The 24,433-nt window shown below is 59.7% G+C and carries 24 protein-coding genes; 11 read left to right on the top strand and 13 right to left on the bottom strand.

The window, feature by feature from the left end; all coding sequences use genetic code 11:
• Positions 1-44 precede the first annotated feature (44 nt).
• The 3 genes from sbcB to D3Z90_RS05305 form a co-directional block, all read right to left on the bottom strand.
• The gene (gene sbcB / locus D3Z90_RS05315; RefSeq protein ID WP_136474747.1) at positions 45-1,475 is read right to left on the bottom strand and encodes an exodeoxyribonuclease I; all 1,431 of its coding nucleotides are present in this window, start codon (positions 1,473-1,475) and stop codon (positions 45-47) included.
• 61 nt (positions 1,476-1,536) lie between these two features.
• The gene (locus D3Z90_RS05310; RefSeq protein ID WP_136474746.1) at positions 1,537-1,896 is read right to left on the bottom strand and encodes a PilZ domain-containing protein; all 360 of its coding nucleotides are present in this window, start codon (positions 1,894-1,896) and stop codon (positions 1,537-1,539) included.
• Between the two features lie 124 nt (positions 1,897-2,020).
• A complete protein-coding gene (locus D3Z90_RS05305; protein WP_136474745.1) occupies positions 2,021-2,407 on the bottom strand; it encodes a tol-pal system YbgF family protein in 387 nt (128 codons plus the stop codon).
• Between the two features lie 220 nt (positions 2,408-2,627).
• On the opposite strand from D3Z90_RS05305, the gene pyk reads away from it, so the two are divergent.
• Positions 2,628-4,079 carry a pyruvate kinase gene (gene pyk, locus D3Z90_RS05300; RefSeq protein ID WP_136474744.1) on the top strand — a complete coding sequence of 484 codons (1,452 nt, stop codon included), beginning with the start codon at positions 2,628-2,630 and terminating at the stop codon, positions 4,077-4,079.
• Positions 4,080-4,122: 43 nt separating this feature from the next.
• Here the strand turns inward: pyk and D3Z90_RS05295 are convergent, their stop codons facing one another.
• Positions 4,123-5,061 carry an iron-sulfur-binding ferredoxin reductase gene (locus D3Z90_RS05295; protein ID WP_136474743.1) on the bottom strand — a complete coding sequence of 313 codons (939 nt, stop codon included), beginning with the start codon at positions 5,059-5,061 and terminating at the stop codon, positions 4,123-4,125.
• 252 nt (positions 5,062-5,313) lie between these two features.
• Between D3Z90_RS05295 and D3Z90_RS05290 the strand changes: the two genes are divergently transcribed.
• The gene (locus tag D3Z90_RS05290; RefSeq protein ID WP_136474742.1) at positions 5,314-6,837 is read left to right on the top strand and encodes a fumarate hydratase; all 1,524 of its coding nucleotides are present in this window, start codon (positions 5,314-5,316) and stop codon (positions 6,835-6,837) included.
• 174 nt (positions 6,838-7,011) lie between these two features.
• On the opposite strand, the gene D3Z90_RS05285 is transcribed toward D3Z90_RS05290, so the two are convergent.
• The 5 genes from D3Z90_RS05285 to D3Z90_RS05265 are packed head-to-tail and all read right to left on the bottom strand — an operon-like array spanning position 7,012 to position 11,122.
• Positions 7,012-8,169 carry a phosphatidylserine/phosphatidylglycerophosphate/cardiolipin synthase family protein gene (locus D3Z90_RS05285; protein ID WP_136474741.1) on the bottom strand — a complete coding sequence of 386 codons (1,158 nt, stop codon included), beginning with the start codon at positions 8,167-8,169 and terminating at the stop codon, positions 7,012-7,014.
• A 1-nt stretch (position 8,170) separates the two neighbouring features.
• Complete coding sequence (locus D3Z90_RS05280) at positions 8,171-8,752, bottom strand: YceI family protein (RefSeq protein ID WP_136474740.1); 582 nt, start codon at positions 8,750-8,752, stop codon at positions 8,171-8,173.
• Between the two features lie 45 nt (positions 8,753-8,797).
• Complete coding sequence (locus D3Z90_RS05275; protein WP_136474739.1) at positions 8,798-9,094, bottom strand: amidase; 297 nt, start codon at positions 9,092-9,094, stop codon at positions 8,798-8,800.
• A complete protein-coding gene (locus D3Z90_RS05270) occupies positions 9,091-10,191 on the bottom strand; it encodes a serine hydrolase (RefSeq protein WP_136474738.1) in 1,101 nt (366 codons plus the stop codon). The genes D3Z90_RS05275 and D3Z90_RS05270 overlap by 4 nt, the downstream gene beginning before the upstream one ends.
• A gap of 43 nt (positions 10,192-10,234) precedes the next feature.
• Positions 10,235-11,122 (bottom strand): acyl-CoA dehydrogenase, encoded by an 888-nt coding sequence (locus tag D3Z90_RS05265; RefSeq protein ID WP_136474737.1) that lies wholly within the window; start codon positions 11,120-11,122, stop codon positions 10,235-10,237.
• A 132-nt stretch (positions 11,123-11,254) separates the two neighbouring features.
• On the opposite strand from D3Z90_RS05265, the gene olsB reads away from it, so the two are divergent.
• The gene (olsB, locus tag D3Z90_RS05260) at positions 11,255-12,010 is read left to right on the top strand and encodes an L-ornithine N(alpha)-acyltransferase (protein WP_136474736.1); all 756 of its coding nucleotides are present in this window, start codon (positions 11,255-11,257) and stop codon (positions 12,008-12,010) included.
• Positions 12,010-12,798, top strand: coding sequence for a 1-acyl-sn-glycerol-3-phosphate acyltransferase (locus D3Z90_RS05255; RefSeq protein ID WP_136474735.1), 789 nt, complete (start codon positions 12,010-12,012; stop codon positions 12,796-12,798). The genes olsB and D3Z90_RS05255 overlap by 1 nt, the downstream gene beginning before the upstream one ends.
• On the opposite strand, the gene D3Z90_RS05250 is transcribed toward D3Z90_RS05255, so the two are convergent.
• On the bottom strand, positions 12,795-13,376 hold the full coding sequence (locus D3Z90_RS05250; RefSeq protein ID WP_136474734.1) for an ACP phosphodiesterase: 582 nt from the start codon (positions 13,374-13,376) through the stop codon (positions 12,795-12,797). The genes D3Z90_RS05255 and D3Z90_RS05250 overlap by 4 nt on opposite strands.
• Positions 13,377-13,529: 153 nt before the next feature.
• Between D3Z90_RS05250 and D3Z90_RS05245 the strand changes: the two genes are divergently transcribed.
• Genes D3Z90_RS05245 through D3Z90_RS05235 form a run of 3 tightly spaced genes read left to right on the top strand, consistent with a single transcriptional unit; the run spans position 13,530 to position 16,082 of the window.
• Positions 13,530-13,832 carry a helix-turn-helix transcriptional regulator gene (locus D3Z90_RS05245; RefSeq protein WP_136474733.1) on the top strand — a complete coding sequence of 101 codons (303 nt, stop codon included), beginning with the start codon at positions 13,530-13,532 and terminating at the stop codon, positions 13,830-13,832.
• A gap of 13 nt (positions 13,833-13,845) precedes the next feature.
• Complete coding sequence (locus D3Z90_RS05240) at positions 13,846-15,015, top strand: MFS transporter (RefSeq protein ID WP_136474732.1); 1,170 nt, start codon at positions 13,846-13,848, stop codon at positions 15,013-15,015.
• Positions 15,016-15,032: 17 nt separating this feature from the next.
• Positions 15,033-16,082, top strand: coding sequence for an alkene reductase (locus D3Z90_RS05235; RefSeq protein WP_136474731.1), 1,050 nt, complete (start codon positions 15,033-15,035; stop codon positions 16,080-16,082).
• Between the two features lie 50 nt (positions 16,083-16,132).
• Here the strand turns inward: D3Z90_RS05235 and D3Z90_RS05230 are convergent, their stop codons facing one another.
• The 3 genes from D3Z90_RS05230 to D3Z90_RS05220 all read right to left on the bottom strand — a co-directional run bounded on the left by D3Z90_RS05230 (position 16,133) and on the right by D3Z90_RS05220 (position 19,011).
• Positions 16,133-16,987: an ATPase gene (locus D3Z90_RS05230; protein WP_136474730.1), complete on the bottom strand. Its 855-nt coding sequence runs from the start codon at positions 16,985-16,987 to the stop codon at positions 16,133-16,135.
• Positions 16,988-17,075: 88 nt separating this feature from the next.
• Positions 17,076-18,071, bottom strand: a complete 996-nt coding sequence (locus D3Z90_RS05225) for an NAD(P)-dependent oxidoreductase (RefSeq protein ID WP_136474729.1) — start codon at positions 18,069-18,071, stop codon at positions 17,076-17,078.
• Positions 18,072-18,120: 49 nt separating this feature from the next.
• Entirely contained in the window at positions 18,121-19,011 is an 891-nt protein-coding gene (locus D3Z90_RS05220; protein ID WP_136474728.1) for a LysR family transcriptional regulator ArgP, read from the bottom strand.
• Positions 19,012-19,135: 124 nt separating this feature from the next.
• Here D3Z90_RS05220 and D3Z90_RS05215 point away from each other — a divergent pair, with 124 nt between their 5' ends.
• From D3Z90_RS05215 to D3Z90_RS05200, 4 genes are all read left to right on the top strand, one after another.
• Complete coding sequence (locus D3Z90_RS05215; RefSeq protein ID WP_136474727.1) at positions 19,136-19,735, top strand: LysE/ArgO family amino acid transporter; 600 nt, start codon at positions 19,136-19,138, stop codon at positions 19,733-19,735.
• A 188-nt stretch (positions 19,736-19,923) separates the two neighbouring features.
• Positions 19,924-20,520 carry a superoxide dismutase gene (locus D3Z90_RS05210; protein WP_136474726.1) on the top strand — a complete coding sequence of 199 codons (597 nt, stop codon included), beginning with the start codon at positions 19,924-19,926 and terminating at the stop codon, positions 20,518-20,520.
• Positions 20,521-20,783: 263 nt separating this feature from the next.
• Positions 20,784-22,835, top strand: a complete 2,052-nt coding sequence (locus tag D3Z90_RS05205) for a bifunctional diguanylate cyclase/phosphodiesterase (RefSeq protein ID WP_136474725.1) — start codon at positions 20,784-20,786, stop codon at positions 22,833-22,835.
• 149 nt (positions 22,836-22,984) lie between these two features.
• Positions 22,985-24,316: an imelysin family protein gene (locus tag D3Z90_RS05200; RefSeq protein ID WP_136474724.1), complete on the top strand. Its 1,332-nt coding sequence runs from the start codon at positions 22,985-22,987 to the stop codon at positions 24,314-24,316.
• Positions 24,317-24,433: the final 117 nt, after the last annotated feature.

Below are 24,433 nucleotides of genomic sequence, written 5' to 3'. Positions count from 1 at the left end.
CATAAAAAAACGCCAGCTAGCTGGCGTTTTTTTCATCCCGATGTTTACAACCCAAACTGCAATTTCAGCGTTTGGACGTGCGCCCGCCACTGCCCGAGCAGCTCGCGCTGAGCTGCATCAGCCTTGCCCCAGCAGGCCTCTAACGCCTGTTCAAAATCCCCAACCGTATTCGGTGCGCCCCACTGTGGGTCGCTCAAACGCTGCTTGCAGAACAGCTGCCAGCGCTGCAATTCTTCATCGCTCAAGGTCTCGATAAAATTGCGCGCCCGATAGCGAAACAACAACTCCGGCAGTCGTTCATCATCAAACATCCAGTGCCCCTGCCCTAACTGCTTTGGCTCGGCATTGCGCACTTGCTCGCACAGGCGCCTGTCACGGTCACCAATAAATCCGTCATACAGTTGCTGCTCGGGATCTTCGCACGGGGCAAATGCTTCCTCACGATAAAGATTCTGTAACTTATCTTGCCACCGCGCCTCAGCCGCTATCAGACTGGATGCCCGCGCTTGGAATAAGGACATATCCAGTTCCAGGCGTTGCTTATCTTGCTCTCGCAATACATTGAGCGGCGCAACAACCGGACATCGGTTGATGTGTACTAACTTCAACGGCACCGGTAATTGTCCCTGCGCCAAATCTTCACGTCGCGTGTATAAACGCTGGCGCAGTGATTCGCCATCCTCCTCCAACAAGGGCTGAGGGTCCATGCCCAGGTCACAGACAATCAAGGCATTGCGATTACGCGGATGCCAGGCAAGCGGCAGGACAACTCCAAGGTAATTACGTGCCGCAGAAAAACGCCCGGAAATATGTACCAACGGCTGCAGCAAGCGGATCTGGTCCAACACTTTCTGTTTACTGCGCAATTGAAACAACCAGTCATACAGCTTTGGTTGTTTCTCTCGGATCAACCGCGCCAGCGCAATGGTAGCGCGCACATCGCTCAGTGCCTCGTGAGCCTGGCCATGATCGATACCATTGGCGGCGGTGAGCAATTCCAGACGCAAGCTGACACGCCCCTCTTGCTCGGGCCAGACGATGCCATCGGGTCGCAACGCATAAGCGGCACGTACCACATCGATCAGGTCCCAACGGCTGTTCCCGCCCTGCCATTCGCGGGCATACGGATCAAAGAAATTGCGGTACAGGCTGTAGCGCGTCACTTCGTCATCGAAACGCAAGCTGTTATAGCCGGCACCACACGTGCCGGGGCGGGAAAGCTCGGCATGCACACGTGTCATGAACTCGGCTTCGCTCAAACCGCGACTGGCCAGGTGCGCAGGCGTGATACCGGTCACAAGACAAGCCGCCGGATGCGGCAGAATGTCGTCACTGGGCTGGCAGTAGAAATTGATTGGCGCGTCTATCTCGTTGAGGTCGAGATCGGTGCGAACACCGGCCACTTGCAGCGGCCGGTCATTGCGCGGATTGATACCGGTGGTTTCGTAGTCGTGCCAGAAAATGCTGGTGCTCACAGGGTCGTCCTGAACATAGGGTCGACCAGAGTCTAGGGCTACTCTCTTGCCACGGCCAGCATCAGGCGGAAGCCCCTAACGGGTAGAAGCTGAAATAGTTGCGCAGGGCGCGCACCAGCTTGGCGTATTCGTCGGGCGCCTGCAGCAGCATGAAGCCGGAATCGTAGTGACCGGGGGTCTCGTCTTCATGGCACCACAGACAACTGGCGGTCAGGTTGATCAAGTGGACCCCACCGCTGCGGCCGATCACTTTCAGTTGCAACTCGAAATCCGGACCGACCAGCATAGGTAACTGGCTGATCAGCATCAGGCCGTCCTCGGACACGTTACCCAGATAGCCGATGGGCTGATCGGTAAAACGGTTGAAGACTTTGAGGAAATAAGGGAGCTGGTGACGCTCGATGCGGCGCTCGTCGAACATGATCGCAATCGCTGTCGGAGACCCTTTAGCAGGGCCGCGCTAGTGCTACTGATGTGTGTAAGGTTCAGTCATAAGATTAGCGCAACCTGACCCTGGCGTCACAATCGCCCAGCGCACTTTGGTATTAACGCCAAGGCGTAGTGGCCAGCGGTCGGGCCGTTGCGGTCTCGGCGCTGCGAAAGTGCCCCAGTTGCTCCAGCGTCTGCAAACGGGCGCGGGCGCGATAGGCGTATTCGTTCTGCGGATAACGGGCAATAAGGTACTGATAGGTCTGTGCGGCATCGACATACAGCTTCTGGCGTTCCAGGCATTGGCCGCGCAGCATTGACACTTCTGGATGAATGAATGGGCGAGCGCGGCTGGTCCGGTCTACTTGCGACAACTCAAGCATGACCTGCTCGCAATTGCCGCGATCATAGGCACGGTAGGCGTTGTTCAGATGATGGTCCATCGACCAACGGGTGCAGCCGACGACACTGGTCGCCAAGGCAATAACGATCAAGGCTCGCATGGGGAATCTCCTGTATTGCACAGTTTATCGACCTCTAACGAAAAATCTGTAGCAGCAAGGCCTGTTGCTGTCCTCGTTGCATACCCTTACGCCATCGCGCCACCCACCACAACACCGTTCAAACGCCCCCCTGCCAACGGGCAAGGTAGTGCAAAGGAACAATGACTACAGCGAAATTCCAGAGTAGCCTTTCGCTGCGCTTCACTATAGGAGTCTGTGCATGACCATCCGCCGTACCAAAATCGTCGCCACCCTAGGCCCCGCCAGCAACTCACCGGAAGTTATCGAACAACTGATCCTTGCCGGTCTGGATGTGGCTCGCCTGAACTTCTCCCATGGCACGCCCGATGAGCACAAGGCTCGCGCTCGCCTGATTCGCGAGATTGCGGCACGCCTGGGCCGCCACGTGGCACTGCTCGGCGACCTGCAAGGTCCGAAGATTCGTATCGCCAAATTCACCAACAAGCGCATCGAACTGAAAGTCGGTGATCGCTTTACGTTCTCTACCGCTCACCCGCTGACAGACGGTACCCAGGATATCGTCGGTATCGACTACCCGGACCTGGTCAAAGACTGCGGCGTCGGTGACGAGTTGCTGCTCGATGATGGTCGCGTGGTTATGCGCGTCGAAACCGCCACCAGCGATGCCCTGCACTGCTCGGTGCTGATCGGTGGCCCGCTGTCCGACCACAAAGGCATCAACCGCAGAGGGGGTGGCCTGACCGCCCCGGCCCTGACGGAAAAAGACAAGGCCGACATCAAGCTGGCAGCCGAAATGGACCTGGACTACCTGGCCGTTTCCTTCCCGCGTGATGCCAGCGACATGGAATACGCCCGTCGCCTGCGTGACGAGTCTGGCGGTAGCGCCTGGCTGGTAGCCAAGATCGAACGCGCCGAAGCGGTCGCCGACGACGAAACCCTCGACGGCCTGATCGCTGCCAGTGACGCAGTGATGGTTGCGCGTGGTGACCTGGGTGTGGAAATCGGCGACGCCGAGCTGATCGCTATCCAGAAGAAAATCATCCAGCACGCCCGGCGCAACAACAAAGCCGTCATCGTTGCGACACAGATGATGGAGTCGATGATCCAGAACCCGATGCCGACCCGTGCTGAAGTGTCCGACGTGGCGAACGCCGTGCTCGACAACACCGACGCGGTGATGCTCTCGGCCGAGAGTGCCGCTGGCGCCTACCCGATCGAAGCGGTCCAGGCCATGGCGCGCATCTGCCAGGGTGCTGAAAAGCATCCGACCAGCCAGAAGTCCAGCCACCGTCTGCATACCCGCTTCGAGCGCTGCGACGAAAGCATCGCCCTGGCGGCCATGTACACGGCCAACCACTTCCCGGGCGTCAAGGCGATCATCGCCCTCACCGAAAGTGGCTACACCCCGCTGATCATGTCGCGCCTGCGTTCCTCGGTGCCGATCTTCGCCCTGTCGCCACACCGCGCCACCCAGGCTCGCGCCTCGATGTTCCGCGGTGTCTACCCGATTGCTTTCGATCCAGCTGCCCTGGCACCGGAGAAAGTCAGTCAGGCAGCGGTCGATGAGCTGCTCAAGCGTGGTCTGGTGGAGCCCGGTGACTGGGTAATCCTGACCAAAGGCGACAGCTACCACACCATTGGTGGCACCAACGGCATGAAGATCCTGCATGTTGGTGATTCGCTGGTCTGATTCTGCCTGGTAACAGAAAAACCGCAGCCTGTGCTGCGGTTTTTTATGCATGTCCGATAAAGATATCGGCAAACAGCTGATTGCGCGGCAACCCTGCCAAAAACAGTCGTCGGGAAAACTGCTCGACGCTGGCGGGAGAACCGCAGGCCAAGGCAATGGTCTGGCGTGATTGCAAACGTATCGATGCCAGCGCCTGGGGCACATCTTGCGCAGTGAGCAACTCCACTTGCAGTTGCGGGTGGTCGTTGGCCAACTCAGCCAAGGCGCTTGCTTGATAATGCTCCTCGCCATCATGGGCCAGGTGCAGCAGACGAATCGGCCCGTGGTGTTCCTGTCGCAGGGCTTCGCGCAAAATGCCCCACAACGGCGCCAAGCCGGTCCCTGCAGCCAACAGCCAGAGCGGACGCTCCTGCCAGTCCGGGTCGTAGTGCAACGCACCGCCGCGTAACTCACCTAACCGCAAGGCGTCCCCAACCTGTAGTTGGCGCGCTGCGTCACAAAACGCACCGGGCTGACGACAATCCAGATGAAACTCCAAAAAGCGCTCTTCATCGGGCAGGCTGGCCAATGAGTAAGGCCGAGCTACGCCGTTGGCACTCCACAACACCAGGTGCTGACCTGCCCGGTAGCGCAACGCCCGCTCCGCTTGCAGACGCAGGCGCAACACCGTCGGGCTCAACCAATCGTGCGCTATCAGCGTTGCGCCGATACCATCTTGATGCGGATCGAACAGGGCAACCTGCAAATCCTCTTCAACCCGACATTGACAGGACAGGCGCCAACCCAAGCGGTGCTGCTCCGCGCTCAAGGCATCGGGCCGGGCGTCCTGCGGCTGGCCTTGCAGGCAGCGCACCAGGCACGCATGGCAACTACCAGCGCGACAACTGTACGGCACCGAAAAACCTGCAGTGTTGAGTGCATCGAGCAGATTGCTGCCCGGCGCCACCGTCCACTGCTGCTCATCCACCCGCAATTCAGGCATCAATGGTCTCCCAGACCTCAAGGCAGTCAGTTTATGCATAAACAGGCGTTACGCAAAAACGATGCCTGGCGGTTACCGACCTTCGTCAGACCACTGATACGTGAACCAATGGCCGATGCGCGCTATACTGCCGCGCCTTTTTGCGCCGCCAGTCAGACCGTCGGCGCGCCGTGAAAGGTCGTTTCGACACCTCGGCCTGTCCGCGTCGGAATACCTTATTGAATGTTCCCGTCTTTAAGAGGAGCGCGCTGCATGACCGTGATCAAGCAAGACGACCTGATTCAGAGCGTTGCCGACGCCCTGCAGTTCATTTCGTATTACCACCCCGTTGACTTCATTCAGGCCATGCATGAGGCCTATCTGCGTGAAGAGTCGCCTGCTGCGCGTGACTCCATCGCGCAGATCCTGATCAACTCGCGCATGTGCGCCACGGGTCACCGCCCGATCTGCCAGGACACCGGTATTGTCACCGTGTTCGTGCGCGTTGGTATGGATGTGCGCTGGGATGGCGCCACCATGAGCCTGGACGACATGATCAACGAAGGCGTGCGTCGCGCCTACAACCTGCCGGAAAACGTCCTGCGTGCCTCGATCCTTGCCGACCCGGCAGGCGCTCGCAAGAACACCAAGGACAACACCCCTGCGGTCATCCACTACTCCATCGTTCCGGGTAACACCGTAGAAGTGGATGTGGCAGCCAAAGGCGGCGGCTCCGAGAACAAGTCGAAAATGGCCATGCTCAACCCGTCCGACTCGATCGTCGACTGGGTGCTCAAGACCGTTCCGACCATGGGTGCTGGCTGGTGCCCGCCGGGTATGCTCGGCATCGGCATCGGCGGTACCGCCGAGAAGGCCGCAGTGATGGCCAAGGAAGTGTTGATGGAATCCATCGACATTCACGAGCTCAAGGCCCGTGGTCCGCAAAACCGTATCGAAGAGATCCGCCTGGAGCTGTTCGAGAAAGTTAACCAGCTGGGCATCGGTGCCCAGGGTCTGGGCGGTCTTACCACCGTGCTCGACGTCAAGATCATGGATTACCCAACCCATGCCGCGTCCCTGCCGGTTTGCATGATCCCCAACTGCGCAGCGACCCGTCACGCCCACTTCGTGCTCGACGGTTCCGGCCCGGCTGATCTTGAGGCGCCATCGCTGGATGCCTACCCGGAAATCGTCTGGGAAGCTGGCCCGTCGGCCCGCCGTGTCAACCTCGACACCCTGACGCCGGAAGAGGTGCAAAGCTGGAAGCCGGGCGAGACCATCCTGCTCAACGGCAAGATGCTCACCGGTCGTGACGCTGCACACAAACGCATGGTTGAAATGCTCAACCGTGGCGAAGAGCTGCCGGTCGACCTCAAGGGTCGTTTCATCTACTACGTGGGCCCGGTTGATCCGGTACGCGAAGAAGTGGTTGGCCCTGCCGGCCCAACTACCGCTACGCGGATGGACAAGTTCACGCGCCAGATTCTTGAGCAAACCGGCCTGCTGGGCATGATCGGCAAGTCCGAGCGTGGCCCTACCGCCATCGAAGCGATCAAGGACAACAAAGCCGTTTACTTGATGGCTGTCGGTGGTGCCGCTTACTTGGTGGCCCAGGCGATCAAGAAGTCCAAGGTACTGGCATTCGCCGAACTGGGAATGGAAGCGATCTACGAGTTCGACGTCAAGGACATGCCCGTTACCGTTGCGGTCGACAGCAATGGTGAGTCGGTGCACATCACCGGGCCTGCACTGTGGCAAAGCAAAATCGCCGAAAGTCTGGCGGTAGAGGTGAAGTGATTCACTTCTTGCGTTGAAATAGCCCGGCACATGCCGGGCTTTTTTATTTTCGCTACCTCCAAGTTATCTTTAAAGCGTCTTGACACCTAGTATTTTTGCTAGGTGACACGATTTAAAGCCCACGTTAGTGTCCGGCTTACCGAGAACGTTTCGCCCGGTTTAAAATTCACCGGGTTAATTACGCCGATCCAGCAAGTTAACCACCAACCGGTCCAACCACCCCCATACCCTCTGCTGCAAGCGCTTCCACAACGGCCGCGCATGCCAATGGGCGAAATCAATACACAGGCTTTGCGCAAAGTCACGCTCGAAACTCGCTGCTACCGCAGCCGTCAGCGGCGGATCAAGTGCCTCGACATTGGCCTCGAGATTGAATCGCAGATTCCAATGATCGAAGTTGCACGAGCCGATACTCACCCAGTCGTCCACCAGCACCATTTTCAGGTGCAAGAAGCACGGCTGGTATTCGTAGATTTTCACCCCTGCACGTAACAATCTCGGGTAATAACGATGGCCGGCATAACGCACCGACGGATGATCGGTACGTGGGCCGGTCAATAGCAGCCGCACATCGATACCGTTAGCGGCAGCCCGTCGCAGGGAGCGACGTACTTTCCATGTCGGCAAGAAGTAGGGCGTAGCCAGCCAGATACGCTTTTGACCGCTGTTCAATGCACGCACCAGCGATTGCAGAATGTCCCGATGCTGGCGGGCATCGGCATAAGCTACGCGGCCCATACCCTCGCCACGATCAGGCACATGGGGCAGGCGCGGCAGGCCGAAGTGCGTGGGTGGTCGCCAGGCCGTGCGGCGCAGGTTGGCGCGCCATTGGCGATCGAAGAGCATTTGCCAGTCGGCCACCAACGGCCCCTGCATCTGCACCATCACCTCATGCCACTCGCTGGTATCTTGTTCCGGCACCCAGAATTGATCTGTAACACCGGTACCGCCAACAACCGCCCAGGATTGATCGACCAGCAGCAATTTTCGGTGATCCCGGTAGAGATTGCGCACGCCCCGGCGCCAGCTCAGACGGTTATACCAGCGTAACTCGACCCCCGCCGCAATCAGGCGCTTACGCAAGTTCAAGGTGAAGGCCAGCGCCCCATAGTCATCGAACAGGCAACGCACTTGCACGCCGCGTTCAGCCGCCTGGATCAACGCCTGGACCATGGTCTCGGCGCATGCACCCGCCTCCACCAGGTACAGTTCCAGATCGACCTGCTGCTCAGCCCGCACGATGGCTGTAAGCATGCGCGGAAAAAACGCAGGGCCGTCGATCAATAATTCGAACCGGTTGCCATCTCGCCAAGGGAAGACCGGTCCGGCCATGTCAGCGCGCCGTGAAGATCAGAACCGCGTTGACCGGCACCGACGGGCTGATGGATGTGAGCCCCGCCAGCTTGCGCAGCGTCTCTACGCCTGGGAGCAAATCGAAGTCTTCGGCGCGTAGCATCAATGGTTCCAGGGTCACCACCTGAAAGCGCCGCTCGTCCAGGCGTGTGGCCAACAACAAGGCGTTGTAACTGTGCTCCTTTCCATGCAGCTCGACCGTCAATGGCATGCGCAACTCGACCTGAGCGCCATTGGCCAGGTCGTTGATCGGACGCAAATCGATCTGGGCCCTGACCTTGGCTTCCGGGAAGCGCGCATAGTCGAACAGATCCTTGCGCATGCGCTCATCACGCAGTGGCACGCCACTATTGTTGGAGTCCATCTCGATCATCAGCTCGGCGGCGCCCTTACGGTCGACTTTGCCGTGTAAAACCAAAAAGCGGTGGACTTCGGCGGTATCGCCATTTTTGCTGGAGATAAAGGACAGGCGCGACGACTCGCCATCCAGGTGCCAATTGGCATTGGCGGAGAGGCTCACGGCAGCAAGCAGGGCAAGTAGCAGACGAGGCAAAGAGAACATGAGAGATCCTGTAACACTGAGGCCGTCAACATTACCCGGCTGCCCTCACGGCAGCAAGCTGCAGCCTTCGCGGGTGCCCCGCCACAATGCACGACGTTCAACCCCGAGCCCCACTGCAGTGACCTGGCGAGCCTGAGTGTTTTCCACAAGACGGCTCAAGGGCAGATATTGGCGCACGTAGGCCTGGCAGTAAGGCGTATCGAAACCCATGACGAACCGACAAGAACAGTACTCCTTGGCAGAATAGGCGCTGAGAATCCCGGGAAAATCCGCCAAGGCCTGGCGTTCGTGCCATCCCCAGGCCCCAACGAGCAACACAAGCACCAGCGACACGCGCTTCATGGTTGCCCCTCGACCTGTGCCGCCAGCACCCGCTTGAGCAATTCGTTGTGCTGAAAGCGGCCATCGCGATCATCGGCGTAACGCACCACGATCATCTGCTTCTGCGGTAGCACATACAGCGCCTGGCCCCAATGGCCCAAGGCCGCGAAGGTATCGGCCGGCGCATCCGGCCAAGGCCGCCCGCCACCGGCTAGCGGCTGATTGAGCCACCAGTGTCCGCCAGGGTTGGCTTCTCCGGGTTCGGCGACTGCCTTGTCGAACAGCTTGCGATTGAAGGCAACCCAGTCCTGGGGCACAACCTGCTGCGCGTGCCAGCGGCCGTTTCGCAGCATCAGCAAGCCGATCCGCGCCAGGTCGCGTGCATTCATATACAGATAGGATGAGCCCACAAATGTGCCACTGGTGTCTTTTTCCCACACGGCGGATTCGATTCCCAATGGCGTGAACAGGGCATCCCAGGGGTACGCGGCGTAATCTCCGGGCGGTAGCATTGCACGCAAGGCCGCTGCCAACAGATTGCTATCACCACTGGAGTAGAGAAAGCGTTGGCCTGGCGTTTCGGCCGCGGGTCGAGCGGCAGTGAAGGCGGCCATATCACCGCGCCCGCGGGTGTAGAGCATGGCCACCACCGATGAATGCAACGGGGCGTATTCGTAGTTTTCCTGCCAATTCAGACCACTGGCCCAATGCAGCAGATCCTCCAGGCGAACGTGAGGGTGAGACTGCATCGGAGGATAAAAGCCGGCCACTGGGTCGTTGAGGTGAAAACGGCCCTCACCGTATGCAACGCCCAGCACAGCGGCCAATACACTTTTGCTGATGGACCAAGTCAGGTGCGGGGTATTGGCGGTAGTTGGCGCAGCATAGTGCTCGTAGACAATGCGCCCATCCTTGATTACCAACAAAGCATCGGTGCGCACACCTTCACGACGGCTGTCGTCACGGTCGGCAAACGCATAGGCTTGAACCTCTCGCCAGTCCGTAGTGCTGGAGTCATCCGCCACGCGCCAGTCAGGGCTGGGCCAGACTTCCTCGGCAAGCGCCTGGAAGCTGGTGAGAAACAGGCTGAGCGACACAGCCAACAGCGCTTTGTACATGCGGTGTCACTCAAGGTCAGGGTCTTCTCAGACTAGCCTGTCTTCATGACAATCCGGCGCTGGCCCAGGCTTTGGCCAGGCGCTTGGCACGCGCGGCACTGGCGATTTCCAGCAACCCCTGGTCGCGTTGCCATAACGCAGCCCACTCCCCCGTCGATTGGTACAAGGCCCGGTTGATCTCATCCTTGAGCGCAGCGAATTGGGCGAACAATCCACCCAGCAGCAAATGGCATGCAGTGGAGTCTGCGCATTGACGGCTACCCTCGGCGCAGCCACCCAGCAGACCGATCAGTCGTAATTGCAAGGCTTGCGGCCATCCACTGTCTTGCCCCACGCCATAAAGCCAGGCGCACAGGGCGCTGAGCACATAGAGGTCTTCAAGGGTGCGGAAGGGTTTGACATAAGCGTCCCAGCCGTCCCCCGCCAAGCGCTCACACAAGGCTTGATCCAGGTGCAGGCGGGCATGCCCCACTTCCGGCATCAAGGGCAAAGCGGGCAGCGGCTCAAGGCGCACGCCCGGCTCACCCGGATAGACCACTGCCAGGCTCACTTGCGGTGATTCGCCAGAGACCTCGCTGCGTGCAGCGACCAGCAGCCACTCGGCGTCCAGCCCGGCAGTGACGAAGTCCTTGCTGCCGCTCAGACGCAGATCATCCAGGCGTACCTGCATATCCGCCGGCCGTACGCTGCGTCGCTCGCTGGCACACAAGGCACCAAGGCTCGCCGGGGCGCTTGGCCAAAGCACCCGCAAGGCCGCCTGGTAACCGAGCAGAAAGGCCAGTCCCGGGGTTGGCATGGCCCGCGCGCCCAGCACGGCCAATTCAAACGGACTGACCGCCCCCAGTCGCCCCAGCAAACTGCTGTAGCTGTCAGCCAGACTGTCCGAAAAATGATGTCGTTGCGGGTCGTTGAGTCGTTGCAGCCAGGTCATTGGAGCGCTCCTCGAGGGCTGTCATACAAGCATCACCAAAGGTTCATGGGGGTGACACTGCGTCTACCTAGGCTGAGCTTGCACAACAAAGCCGACCGGCCGCAACCCATGGCTGGCTTATGGAGACTCGTAATGACTCGGATCGCTCGCACTAGCGACAACAGCACTGAACGCCGTCTACAAGCCGAACGCCTGGTCGGGCCAACGGCCCTGCAGGAAGCACAAACGCTTCGTTTCAACGTTTTCAGCGGTGAATTCAACGCCAAGCTCAAGGGTGCCGAGTTGGGCCTGGACATCGATGACTACGACATTCATTGCCGCCACATCGGTGTGCGCGATCTCATCAGCGGTCGTTTGGTTGCCACCACTCGCTTGCTCGACCACCAGGCGGCCAACAGCCTGGGGCGCTTCTACAGCGAAGAAGAATTCAGCCTGCATGGTCTTGGCCACCTGCAAGGCCCCATACTGGAACTCGGTCGCACCTGCGTCGACCCTGCCTACCGCAACGGCGGCACCATCGCCGTGCTCTGGGCCGAGTTGGCAGAAGTGCTCAATGAGGGTCGCTACAGCTACCTGATGGGCTGCGCCAGCATTCCCATGCAGGACGGCGGTGTGCAAGCCCACGCGATCATGCAGCGCCTGCGCGAACGCCACCTGTGCACTGAAAACCTGCGCGCCGAACCGAAGAATCCGCTGCCAAGCCTGGCACTACACGGCAACGTCATCGCCGAAATGCCACCGCTGCTCAAGGCCTACATGCGCCTGGGGGCGAAGATTTGCGGCGAGCCCTGCTGGGATGAAGACTTCCAGGTCGCCGATGTTTTCATCCTGCTAAAACGCGACGAGCTATGCCCGCGCTATGCCCGCCACTTCAAGGCGGCGGTGTGATGCAGCGCTTGCGCGTACTCGCACGCGTTCTGCGGGTGCTGCTGGTGGTAATGTTCGGTTTAGGCATGGCTGCGTTATTCACCTTCTACGAACAGCTGCGCATCCCGGCCTCGGCTGAACGCCGCCAGCGCTGGTCACAACTGTTCATGCGTAAGCTGAGTAATGCCCTGCCCTTCAAGGTTCGCGTGCTCGGCCAATTGCCGCAACAACCCATGCTCTGGGTCAGCAACCATGTGTCCTGGACCGACATCCCCCTGCTTGGCATGCTCACCCCGCTGTCATTTCTGTCCAAGGCAGAAGTTCGCACCTGGCCAGTAGCAGGTTGGCTGGCGCTCAAGGCCGGGACCCTGTTCATCCGTCGCGGTGGCAGTGACAGCCAGTTGTTGCGCAGCCAAATCAGCCAGCATCTGCAACACGCCTGCGCGTTGTTGATGTTCCCGGAAGGCACCACCACGGATGGTCGCAGCCTACGCACCTTCCATGGCCGCCTGTTAGCCAGTGCCATCGACACTCAGGTACCCCTGCAACCGGTGGCGTTGCGTTACCTTCGCGATGGCCAGGTCGATCCAATCGCCCCGTTCGTTGGCGATGATGATCTGCTTTCGCACCTGATGCGCTTGTTCAAGCATGAATGCGCAGAAGTGGAAATCCACCTGCTAAAGCCGATACCCAGTAGCGGTGAAGAACGGGCAGCGCTGGCGTTCAAGGCGCAGCAGGCTATTCAAACCGCATTGTTTGGTACGAACCAGCCGGCGGTCCAGACACAACGTCGGGCCAAGGCGGCCTAACGCTGAAACAGGGCCTTGCCGGCGAAGGCTTGTAACTCGGGGTAAAAGCTGCGGAAGTCTTCCATCAGCGGTGCGTACAGCGCGTCAACCTCTTCCAGCGCCCCGTCCATGCCCTCCGGGCGCGACAGGCGCCGGGCGATACCGCGAAACACCTGCTCCAACACTGCAAAATCACGGTATGAGCCCAGCCAATCGTCCGCCGCCATGTACGGTGCGATCTGTGCCAGCCGTCCGGGTAAGTCCGCTTGCGCTGCCAACACTTGATAGACGTTGCCGGTAAATTGCTCCAGCGGCTGCTCGGCATAGTCCTGCCAGTGCAACGCCAGACAATGATCGAAAAACACATCAAGGATGATCCCGGCATAGCGTCGCCGTTCCCGGGGAAAGCGCGCGAGCGACTGCAGTACCAAGGGATGACTATCGGTGAATACATCAATCTGCCGATGCAAGCGAATAGCCGCTTCCAAGGAAACAGAAAAGCGCCCGGCCAGCGGCCCTTTGACAAAATCGCCATAGAGACTGCCGAGCAACTGCTCGGGCTGCTGGCCGCCCAGATGTAGGTGTGCGAGATAGTTCATGCGCGCAGTTTAGCACCTGTGCCGGCCATATCGTTATAACCCGATATAGCGATTCAAGCTGAGCTAAGAACCTCTTCATATTTGTATATCGCGAAATATCGATTTATATTTCGCCTCATCGCGATATACCGCTACACAACCACGAGCCCAACCATGCCTCTCGATCTCGACGAAATAATAAAAGCCCTGGCCCACCCAGTACGGCGAGAAATCCTCAACTGGCTGAAAGACCCCGACGCGCAATTTCCTGACCAGCACCACAGCACCGAACACGGTGTCTGCGCCGGTCAAATCGACCAACGCTGCGGCCTGTCGCAGTCAACCGTCTCGGCCCACCTGGCCACCTTGCAGCGTGCCGGCCTTATCAGCAGCCAGAAGATCGGCCAGTGGCATTTTTTCAAGCGCAACGAGGAAACCATCCAGGCGTTCCTCAAGCAGATGAGCAATGAGCTCTGACAAGGACCTTGCAATGCCCCTTTCATTAATAATCCTGGCGCTCAGCGCCTTCGCCATTGGTACCACCGAGTTCGTGATCATGGGTCTGCTGCCTGATGTTGCAGCAGACCTGGGCGTGACGATTCCCGGCGCAGGCTGGCTGGTCACCGGCTACGCATTAGGCGTGGCTATCGGCGCGCCATTCATGGCCCTGGCCACCTCGCGGCTACCGCGCAAAGCTGCGTTGATCGCCCTGATGGGCGTGTTCATCGTCGGCAACCTGCTGTGTGCGGTGGCCAGCGACTACAACCTGCTGATGTTCGCCCGGGTGGTCACCGCCCTGTGTCACGGCGCCTTCTTCGGTATCGGTTCGGTGGTGGCAGCCAGCCTGGTACCAGCCAATCGTCGCGCCTCGGCGGTGGCACTGATGTTCACGGGTTTAACCCTGGCCAACGTGCTTGGCGTGCCGCTGGGCACTGCCCTGGGTCAGGAGTACGGCTGGCGCTCAACGTTTTGGGCAGTGACGGTGATCGGCGTGATTGCCTTGATCGGCCTGATCCGCTTCCTGCCGTTTCGCCATGACGAAGAAAAGCTCGACATGCGTGCCGAACTGGCCGCCCTCAAGGGCGCGGGTATCTGGTTGTCGTTGTCGATGACCGTACTCTTCTCGGCCTCGATGTTTGCCCTGTTCACCTATGTCGCACCACTGCTGGGTGATGTCACCGGCGTGTCGCCGCGCGGCGTGACCTGGACCCTGCTGTTGATTGGTGTTGGCCTGACCCTGGGCAACATTGTCGGAGGCAAGTTGGCGGACAAGCGCCTCGCCGCCACCCTGGTTGGCGTGTTCGCCAGCATGGCCGTGATCTCCACTGTACTGAGCTGGACCAGCTCTGCGTTGATCCCCGCGGAAATCACCTTGTTCCTCTGGGCCACAGCTGCCTTCGCCGCCGTACCTGCACTGCAGGTCAACGTGGTGACCTTCGGCAAGGCTGCCCCCAACCTTGTATCGACCCTGAACATTGGCGCATTCAACCTGGGCAACGCCCTCGGTGCCTGGGTTGGCGGCACGGTCATCGCACAAGGACTGGGCCTTACCCGCGTCCCCCTGGCAGCCGCTGCACTGGCAGTACTCGCCCTCATCGTCACCCTGATCACTTTCAGCCAGCGCGGCGGCAAAACCGAACTGGCACCTGCTACTCATTAATCAGTCTTGAGGTACCTATGACGACTATTTTCGACCCGATCACCCTCGGCGACCTTGAGCTGCCGAACCGCATCATCATGGCCCCGCTGACCCGTTGCCGCGCCGACCAAGGCCGAGTGCCGAATGCGCTGATGGCCGAGTACTACGTACAACGCGCCAGCGCCGGCCTGATTCTGAGCGAAGCCACTTCGGTAACACCGATGGGTGTCGGTTATCCAGACACCCCTGGCATCTGGTCCAGCGATCAGGTACGCGGCTGGACCAACGTGACCAAAGCCATCCACGCTGTTGGCGGACGGATCTACCTGCAACTGTGGCATGTGGGGCGCATCTCGCACCCGCTCTACCTCAATGGCGAAGCCCCGGTAGCACCGAGCGCAATCCAGCCCAAAGGCCACGTCAGCCTGGTGCGTCCGATGGCCGACTTCCCGACCCCACGGGCCCTGGAAACCGAGGAAATTGCCGATATCGTCGAGGCGTATCGCACCGGCGCCGAGAACGCCAAGGCTGCAGGTTTTGATGGCGTGGAAGTACATGCCGCCAATGGCTACCTGCTCGATCAATTCCTGCAGAGCAGCACCAATCTGCGCAGCGACCAATACGGTGGTTCCCTGGAAAACCGTGCGCGCCTGCTGTTGGAAGTGACTGATGCCTTGATCGAGGTATGGGGCGCGCAACGGGTCGGTGTTCATCTGTCCCCACGTGCCGACCTGCACGACATGGGCGATGCCAATCGCGCAGAAACCTTCACCTACGTTGCCCGTGAGCTGGGCAAGCGCAAAATTGCCTTCATCTGCTCACGAGAAAAAGAAGGCGACGACAGCATCGGACCATTGATCAAGGAAGCGTTCGGCGGTCCTTACATCGTCAACGAGCGTTTCACCAAAGCCAGCGCCAACGCATCATTGGCCAGCGGTCGAGCCGATGCAGTTGCCTTCGGCGTCCCGTTCATTGCCAACCCTGACCTGCCGGCGCGACTGGCGGCGGATGCCCCCTTGAACGAAGCGCACCCGGAAACCTTCTACGCCAAAGGTCCGGTGGGTTACATCGACTATCCACGGATGTAACTCAGGTTTTACCACCACTGCGCAGCAGATCACGCACTACGCCCCACCGGCTAAGGCCGAGCGTTGATCTGCTGCTGCAGGTTCTGTACCTGACTCTGCAAAGTCGTAATGCTGCGACTCATCTGACGTCGGAACGCATCAAACTCGGCAACCGAAGCTCCCGCCGCTACAGGCGTTGCCGGACGGTTGTCCTGCTCGCTGCGCAGCACCAACAAATCCTGCTCCAGACGCTCGATAGCAGCATTCGGATTGCCCTGCTTCTTCAAGGCCGCAATATCGGCAGTGAGGCTTTTGATCTGGGTATCGAGCTTGCCGCCATCAACTTGCGCCGCCTTCAAGACAGCCAACTCGGCATTCACCGCCTTGAGCTGTGCCTGCAACTCTTCCTGCAACTTGGCCGTGGCCGCTGCCGAAGCCGTTTGCTGCAAAGTGGCCTGGGCCAGCACTTGCTCGAGGCGCTTGCTCAAATCGCCGGCTTGGCCAGCGACACCCTGTTGCTGCTGTTTCTGTTCGAGCAGATTGGCTTGCAGTTGCTTGATCTGCAGCTTCAACGCCTCGCTGCCGCTGTTGACACTGGTCTCACTGGCATCGACCTTGCCACTGATCACCTGCAGCCGCCCTGCCGCTTCTTCGCTGATACGGGCAAAGCTTTCCTGGGTCGCAATCAATTGCTGTTCCATCAACGAGATCTGCTGGAAACTCCACCAGCCAAGCCCCGCCAATGCAATCACCGATGCCCCCAGCAATGCCCACAATGGCCCGGTGCTTGCCGCCCGTGGAGCTTTACGCGCGCCAGCTACAATCGGACCGCGGTCTGGCGGCAGACTGTCGAAGTCATCGTCGTCGCGCAACTGGGCACGCAGCGTCGGAACATTGTCGAAATTTTCTTGAGCATCGTTACGCATGGGAGCCTTCAACCGCCGTAATAGCAAATAGGCACTAGTATAAACCGCTTACACGGCGCACTGATCGACCACAAACCCACCTGCGGGTTCACCGATGGGACTGTTGCGCCTTCCACCAGCCACAAAACTCATCCAAGGCGGTCCACAAACTGACGGTGGGTCGGTAGTCCAGCAACTGCCGGGCGCGGGTGATATCCAAGGTGAAGTCCTTGCTCATCACCTGCATCCCCAGGCGCGACAGGGTCGGCTGTGGGCGGCCTGGCCAGAGCATGCAAGCCCCCTCATTCAACGCGGCCAAGCTGTAGGCCAGGCCATAGGAGCGATAGCGGGTGACTTGTGGCAAATGCATCTGGCGCATCACGTAGTTGACCACATCCCACACGGGCAGTGGATGACCATTACTGATGTTGTACGCCTGGCCCAGGGCCTGTTCATCGGCGAACAAAGCGCTGAGCAGCGCTTCGTTGAGATTCTGCACACTGGTGAAATCGACCTTGTTCAGGCCGTTTCCGATGATGGCCAGGCGGCGTTTGCGCTGCATCTGCAACAGCCGCGGGAAAATACTGACATCACCCGCCCCGGTAACGAAACGTGGCCGCAGCGCCATTACTTCCAGGCCAAACTCCTGCGCCCCGAACACTTTCTGCTCCGCCAGGTACTTGGTGGCCCCATAGTGATCATGGAAGCGCCGCGGCACCTGCTCTTCATTGATATTCAACTGCGAGCGGCCGTTGAAGTAGATCGACGGTGACGACAAGTGCACCAGGCGCCGCACCTGTTCCTTGAGACAAGCCTCGACCACGTTCTCGGTGACTACCACGTTGCCCTGGTAGAAGTCCTGGTAGCGGCCCCAGTTACCCACCGCCCCGGCACAATGCACCACCGCATCGACGCCTTGGCACAGGCGTCGCGCCAGATCGGCATCGCCCAAATCGCCGGGAGTGAACTGAGCCCCGCGGCGCACCAGGTGTTCGACGCCTTCGGCACGCCGGCCGTTGACCCGAACATCAAGACCCTGCTCCAGGGCAAAGCGCGCAAAGCGCCCGCCGATAAAGCCGCTTGCGCCGGTGACCAGAATTCGCATGTACCACTCCGCCTAACCAATTTTCAGATGCTGCTGACGCTACCCGTGCCTACAAGGGCACCAGCCATTGCCTTGCGGTCTGTCGCAAGTGCTCGGTCAATTGCCCGAGCAGTTGCCCGCCGTTGCGCCAATGATGCCAGTACAACGGCACATCGATGGGTTTATCCGCCGAAATTTCTACCAGACGCCCACTGGCCAACTGCTCACGGACCTGCAGTTCGGGCACGAGTCCCCATCCCAGCCCCGCCTCGGTCATGCGCAAGAAACCTTCCGAAGAAGGACACAAGTGATGCATGAAGCCATCCTGGCTGCCCAAGGTAGCCAGGTAGCGGTGCTGAAGAAAATCATCCGGCCCGAAGACCAGCGCCGGGGTGCGCGGTAAGCGCTTGGCGTCGAAGCCTTCGGCAAAATAGCGCGCCATGAAGGCCGGACTGGCCAGCGCACGATAGCGCATGGCCCCCAGCAGAATACTGCGTGCACCCGCGACCGGCCGCTCACTGCCACACAAGCAGGCGGCCACTTCACCGGCACGCATGCGCTTGAGACCGACTTCCTGATCCTCCACCACCAGATCCAGCAACACCTGCTGGTCGGCACAAAAAGCCCCCACCGCACTCGCCCACCAAGTGGCCAGGCTGTCGGCGTTCAGTGCGATGCGCAAGCGCTCCGGCATGCCCTCCTCGTTAAGCGCTGGCACCTGGCTTTGCAGGTCACGCTCCAGCAAGCGCACCTGCTGCACATGGTTGAGTAACTGCCGGCCGACATCGGTTGGGCTCGGAGGGTTGGCGCGGATCAGCACCGGTTGCCCGACGCGCGCCTCCAGCAGTTTGATGCGCTGCGAGATCGCCGATTGCGACAAGCCCAGCACCTGCGCTGCGCGCTCGAAACCGGCCTGCTCGATGACTGCTGCGAGGGCCGAGAGCAATTTGTAATCGAACATTATTTTTCCTAATGCCGGATCAGCTTTATTTGTTTTTCTTATACAGACCTTGACCGCAAAATGGCCAGCATCTTCTTTCCGATTTCCGTGCCGGCCGCCTGCCGGTGCTTGTGGAGCGCTTCCTATGTGGCAAAGCTACCTGAACGGCCTGTTGGTCGCCTTCGGCCTGATCATGGCGATCGGCACCCAGAATGCCTTCGTCCTGGCCCAGAGTCTGCGCCGTGAACATCATTTGCCGGTGGCGGCGCTGTGTGTGCTGTGCGACGCCTTGCTGGTTGCCGCTGGGGTCTTCGGCCTCGCAACGGTGCTGGCACAAAACCCGACCTTGCTGGCGGTGGCGCGCTGGGGTGGCGCCGTTTTCCTGATCTGGTACGGCAGCAAGGCATTGCTGCGCGCTTGCTCGAAACAAAGCCTGCAACAAGAAGAAGGCCAGGGTCTGCGATCGCGCCGGGCGGTGCTGCTCAGCGCCTTGGCCGTCACCCTGCTCAACCCCCACGTTTATCTGGACACAGTGTTGCTGATCGGCTCCCTTGGCGCGCAACAGACTGTGCCTGGCGCCTACGTGGCGGGTGCGGCCAGTGCTTCGCTGCTGTGGTTCTTCACCCTGGCCCTGGGCGCCGCCTGGCTTGCCCCATGGCTGGCTCGCCCAGGCACCTGGCGGCTGCTGGACTTGATGGTCGCGGTGATGATGTTCGCGGTCGCGGCCCAGTTGATCTTCGCCTGATTGCCGCTCGTCTGCCGGGTTCGAAGGCTCTGGAACCTCTTTCCCCTACACTTGTTGCGTGGTTAAGCACAGGGCCGGGTGCTATGATCCAGCCCTTGCGTCGCAAAGAGTACAAACTCCCCGACGCACACCGGCCGCCCGTGATCGGCCTTGCGCTCACCGCATCAGACCTGATTAGGAGAATCACCATGGCTTTTGAATTGCCGCCGCTGCCTTATGCACACGACGCTCTGCAGCCGCACATTTCCAAGGAAACCTTGGAGTTCCACCACGACAAGCACCACAACACCTATGTCGTGAACCTGAACAACTTGGTCCCAGGCACCGAGTTCGAAGGCAAAACCCTGGAAGAGATCGTCAAGTCTTCCTCGGGCGGTATCTTCAACAACGCCGCTCAGGTCTGGAACCACACCTTCTACTGGAACTGCCTGGCGCCAAACGCTGGTGGCCAACCTACCGGTGCGCTGGCTGAAGCCATCAACGCTGCATTCGGCTCCTTCGACAAGTTCAAGGAAGAGTTCACCAAGACTTCCGTCGGCACCTTCGGTTCCGGTTGGGGCTGGCTGGTGAAAAAGGCTGACGGTTCCCTGGCTCTGGCCAGCACCATCGGCGCCGGCTGCCCGCTGACCAGCGGTGATACCCCACTGCTGACTTGCGACGTCTGGGAACATGCCTACTACATCGACTACCGCAACCTGCGTCCCAAGTATGTCGAGGCATTCTGGAACCTGGTCAACTGGAAGTTCGTTGCTGAGCAGTTCGAAGGCAAGACCTTCACCGCTTAAGCGAACGCAGTGAAAAAAACCCGGCTTGTCCGGGTTTTTTTTCGACTTAGAGACAGCGACTGGCTCTTGCTCCATGCTGATACCGCGCTAACATCAACTCTTGGAAAGTTCACTTTCAGTATTAAAGTCGCAAGGCCGGGCATCCGATAAAGAGATTGCAGGAAACACTTCGCCTTTAGCGTGAAGGTTGTGACAACGGCCGATAGTGGATTGCCAAAATTGATGGCAAAATGATGTCATGCGCATGGATTAAGGAAACCCCATTGAAGCTGGAACTTAAAAACAGCTTATCGGTCAAGTTGCTCAGGGTCGTACTGCTCTCGGCACTGGTGGTTGGTGTCGTTCTCAGTTGTGCGCAGATCGTCTTCGACGCCTACAAGACGCGTCAGGCAGTGGCCAACGATGCCCAGCGAATTCTCGACATGTTTCGCGACCCATCCACCCAGGCGGTCTATAGCCTGGACAAGGAAATGGGCATGCAGGTAATGGAGGGGTTGTTCCAGGACGAATCCGTGCGCATGGCTTCCATTGGCCATCCCAATGAGACCATGCTCGCCGAGAAAAACCGCCCCCTGCAGGAGTCGTCCTCGCGCTGGTTGACCGACCTGATTCTCGGACAGGAGCGCACGTTCACCACGCAACTGGTCGGCCGTGGCCCCTACAGCGAATATTATGGCGACTTGAGCATTACCCTCGACACGGCCGCCTATGGCGCGGGCTTCCTGGTCAATTCGGTCATCATCTTCATATCCGGCGTGCTTCGCGCCCTGGCCATGGGCCTGGTGCTGTATCTGGTGTATCACTGGATGTTGACCAAGCCCCTGTCAAAAATCATCGAGCACCTTACCCAGATCAATCCCGACCGCCCCAGCCAGCACCAGTTACCGCTGATCAAGGGGCACGAGCGCAACGAACTGGGTGTATGGGTCAATACCGCAAACCAGCTTCTGGCCTCGATCGAGCGCAATACACATTTGCGCCACGAGGCCGAGAACAGCCTGTTGCGCATGGCCCAGTACGACTTTCTCACCGGCCTGCCCAACCGCCAGCAACTTCAACAGCAACTGGACAAGATCCTCGTCGACGCCGGGCGCCTGCAACGCCGGGTCGCCGTGTTGTGTGTTGGCCTGGATGACTTCAAAGGTATCAATGAGCAATTCAGCTATCAGACTGGGGACCAGCTGCTGTTGGCCCTGGCTGATCGCCTGCGCGCCCACAGCGGTCGTCTTGGTGCCCTCGCACGCTTGGGTGGCGACCAGTTTGCTCTGGTCCAGGCTGACATAGAGCAGCCCTACGAAGCCGCCGAACTGGCGCAAAGCATTCTCGATGACCTGGAGGCGCCCTTCGCCCTCGACCATCAGGAAATCCGCCTGCGGGCAACGATCGGTATCACCTTGTTCCCGGAAGACGGCGACAGCACCGAAAAACTGCTGCAAAAAGCCGAGCAGACCATGACCCTGGCCAAGACTCGCTCGCGCAATCGCTACCAGTTCTACATCGCCAGCGTCGACAGCGAAATGCGCCGTCGCCGGGAGCTGGAAAAAGACCTGCGCGAAGCCCTGCCGCGCAATCAACTGTACCTGGTCTACCAGCCACAGATCAGCTACCGCGATCATCGTGTGGTCGGTGTCGAGGCCCTGCTGCGCTGGCAGCATCCGGAGTTGGGCTTAGTGCCCCCGGACCAGTTCATTCCCTTGGCGGAACAGAACGGCAACATCATCACCATTGGCGAGTGGATACTCGATCAGGCGTGCCGGCAATTGCGCGAATGGCACGATCAAGGCTTCAGCGAATTGCGCATGGCGGTCAACCTCTCGACTGTGCAACTGCACCACAACGAGCTGCCGCGAGTGGTCAACAACCTGCTGCAAATCTATCGCCTGCCGCCACGCAGCCTGGAACTGGAGGTTACGGAAACCGGCCTGATGGAAGACATCAGCACCGCCGCCCAACACTTGCTGAGCCTGCGGCGCTCCGGCGCACTGATCGCCATTGACGACTTTGGTACCGGCTACTCTTCGCTCAGCTACCTGAAATCACTGCCGCTGGACAAGATCAAGATCGACAAGAGCTTCGTCCAGGACCTGTTCGATGACGACGATGATGCCACCATCGTTCGCGCCATCATTCAATTGGGCAAGAGCCTGGGCATGCAGGTTATCGCCGAAGGTGTCGAAACTGCCGAGCAAGAGGCCTACATCATTGCCCAGGGCTGTCATGAAGGTCAGGGCTACCACTACAGCAAGCCGCTGCCAGCGAGGGAGTTGACGGCCTTCCTGCGCCAAGCGCAGCGCAATCAAGTTTCGATTCTCTAAACCCCTGAAGACATTGAGCGAACAGGCAGATACACGCATTTGAATATTTACGTGGCTGCCTCTTTACACAAAATGCAAATCTTTCGCATTATGTTGCAGTTTTGCGTACCTCGGTACGCCTGTCCAACCTCTCGACGCAGGAATTCACCATGATTCGTATGCCTCTGGCCACCGCCAGTCTGTTGGCCATTGCCATCTCTCTCGCCGGTTGTGGCGACGACAAGGACAAGGCCGCCGCACCGCAAGCCCAAGCCCCGGCCCCATCTGCCGCCGCCGCTACCGCAGGTGCCGTCGACGAGGCCGCTGCCAAGGCTGTGGTCAAGCACTACGCCGACATCGTTCACGCCGTCTACAGCGACTCGCTGAGCACCGCCAAAACCCTGCAGACCGCTATCGACGCTTTCCTCGCCACGCCTAACGATGAAACCCTCAAGGCTGCCAAAGCTGCCTGGGTCGCTTCTCGCGTGCCTTACCTGCAGAGCGAAGTATTCCGTTTCGGTAACACCATCATCGACGACTGGGAAGGCCAAGTTAACGCCTGGCCTCTGGACGAAGGCCTGATCGACTACGTCGACGCCAGCTACGAGCACGCACTGGGCAACCCAGGCGCTTCGGCCAATATCATCGCCAACACCGAGATTCAGGTCGGCGAAGACAAGATCGACGTGAAGGAAATCACCCCAGAAAAACTGGCCAGTCTGAATGAACTGGGCGGTTCCGAAGCCAACGTCGCTACCGGCTACCACGCCATCGAATTCCTCCTCTGGGGCCAGGACCTGAACGGCACCGGCCCAGGCGCCGGTGCTCGTCCAGCCTCTGACTACCTGGAAGGCGCAGGCGCCACTGGCGGTCACAACGAGCGTCGCCGTGCCTACCTCAAGGCCGTGACTCAACTGCTGGTCAGCGACCTGGAAGAAATGGTCGGCAACTGGGCACCGAACGTTGCCACCAACTACCGCGCCACGCTGGAGGCAGAGCCTGTCACCGACGGCCTGCGCAAAATGCTGTTCGGCATGGGTAGCTTGTCGCTGGGTGAACTGGCCGGCGAGCGCATGAAGGTTTCCCTGGAAGCCAATTCGCCTGAGGACGAGCACGACTGCTTCAGCGACAACACCCACTACTCGCACTTCTACGACGCCAAGGGTATCCGTAACGTCTACCTGGGCGAGTACACTCGCGCCGATGGCACCAAGCTGACCGGCCCTAGCCTGTCGTCGCTGGTAGCCAAAATCGACCCCGCCACCGACACCACGCTGAAGGCCGACCTGGAAGCGACCGAAGCGAAAATCCAGGTAATTGTCGATCACGCCCTCAAAGGCGAGCACTACGATCAACTGATCGCTGCCGACAACACCGCCGGCAACCAGATCGTACGCGACGCAATCGCCTCCCTGGTCAAGCAGACCGGCGCAATCGAACAAGCCGCTGGCAAGCTGGGCATCACCAACCTCAACCCAGACACCGCTGATCACGAATTCTGATCAAGCGGCTGGACCTGAAAAAGCGACCCGCTCGGGTCGCTTTTTCGTTTCCGTTCCCCTACGGCTGCCCCCCCACCAAGCGGGTAACAACTGCGATGGTGCATTGCGCGCCCCGAT

Origin of the sequence: Pseudomonas sp. DG56-2, assembly GCF_004803755.1 — a bacterium.
Taxonomy (GTDB): Bacteria; Pseudomonadota; Gammaproteobacteria; order Pseudomonadales; family Pseudomonadaceae; genus Aquipseudomonas; species Aquipseudomonas auratipiscis.
This window is presented reverse-complemented; position numbering and strand designations above follow the sequence as displayed.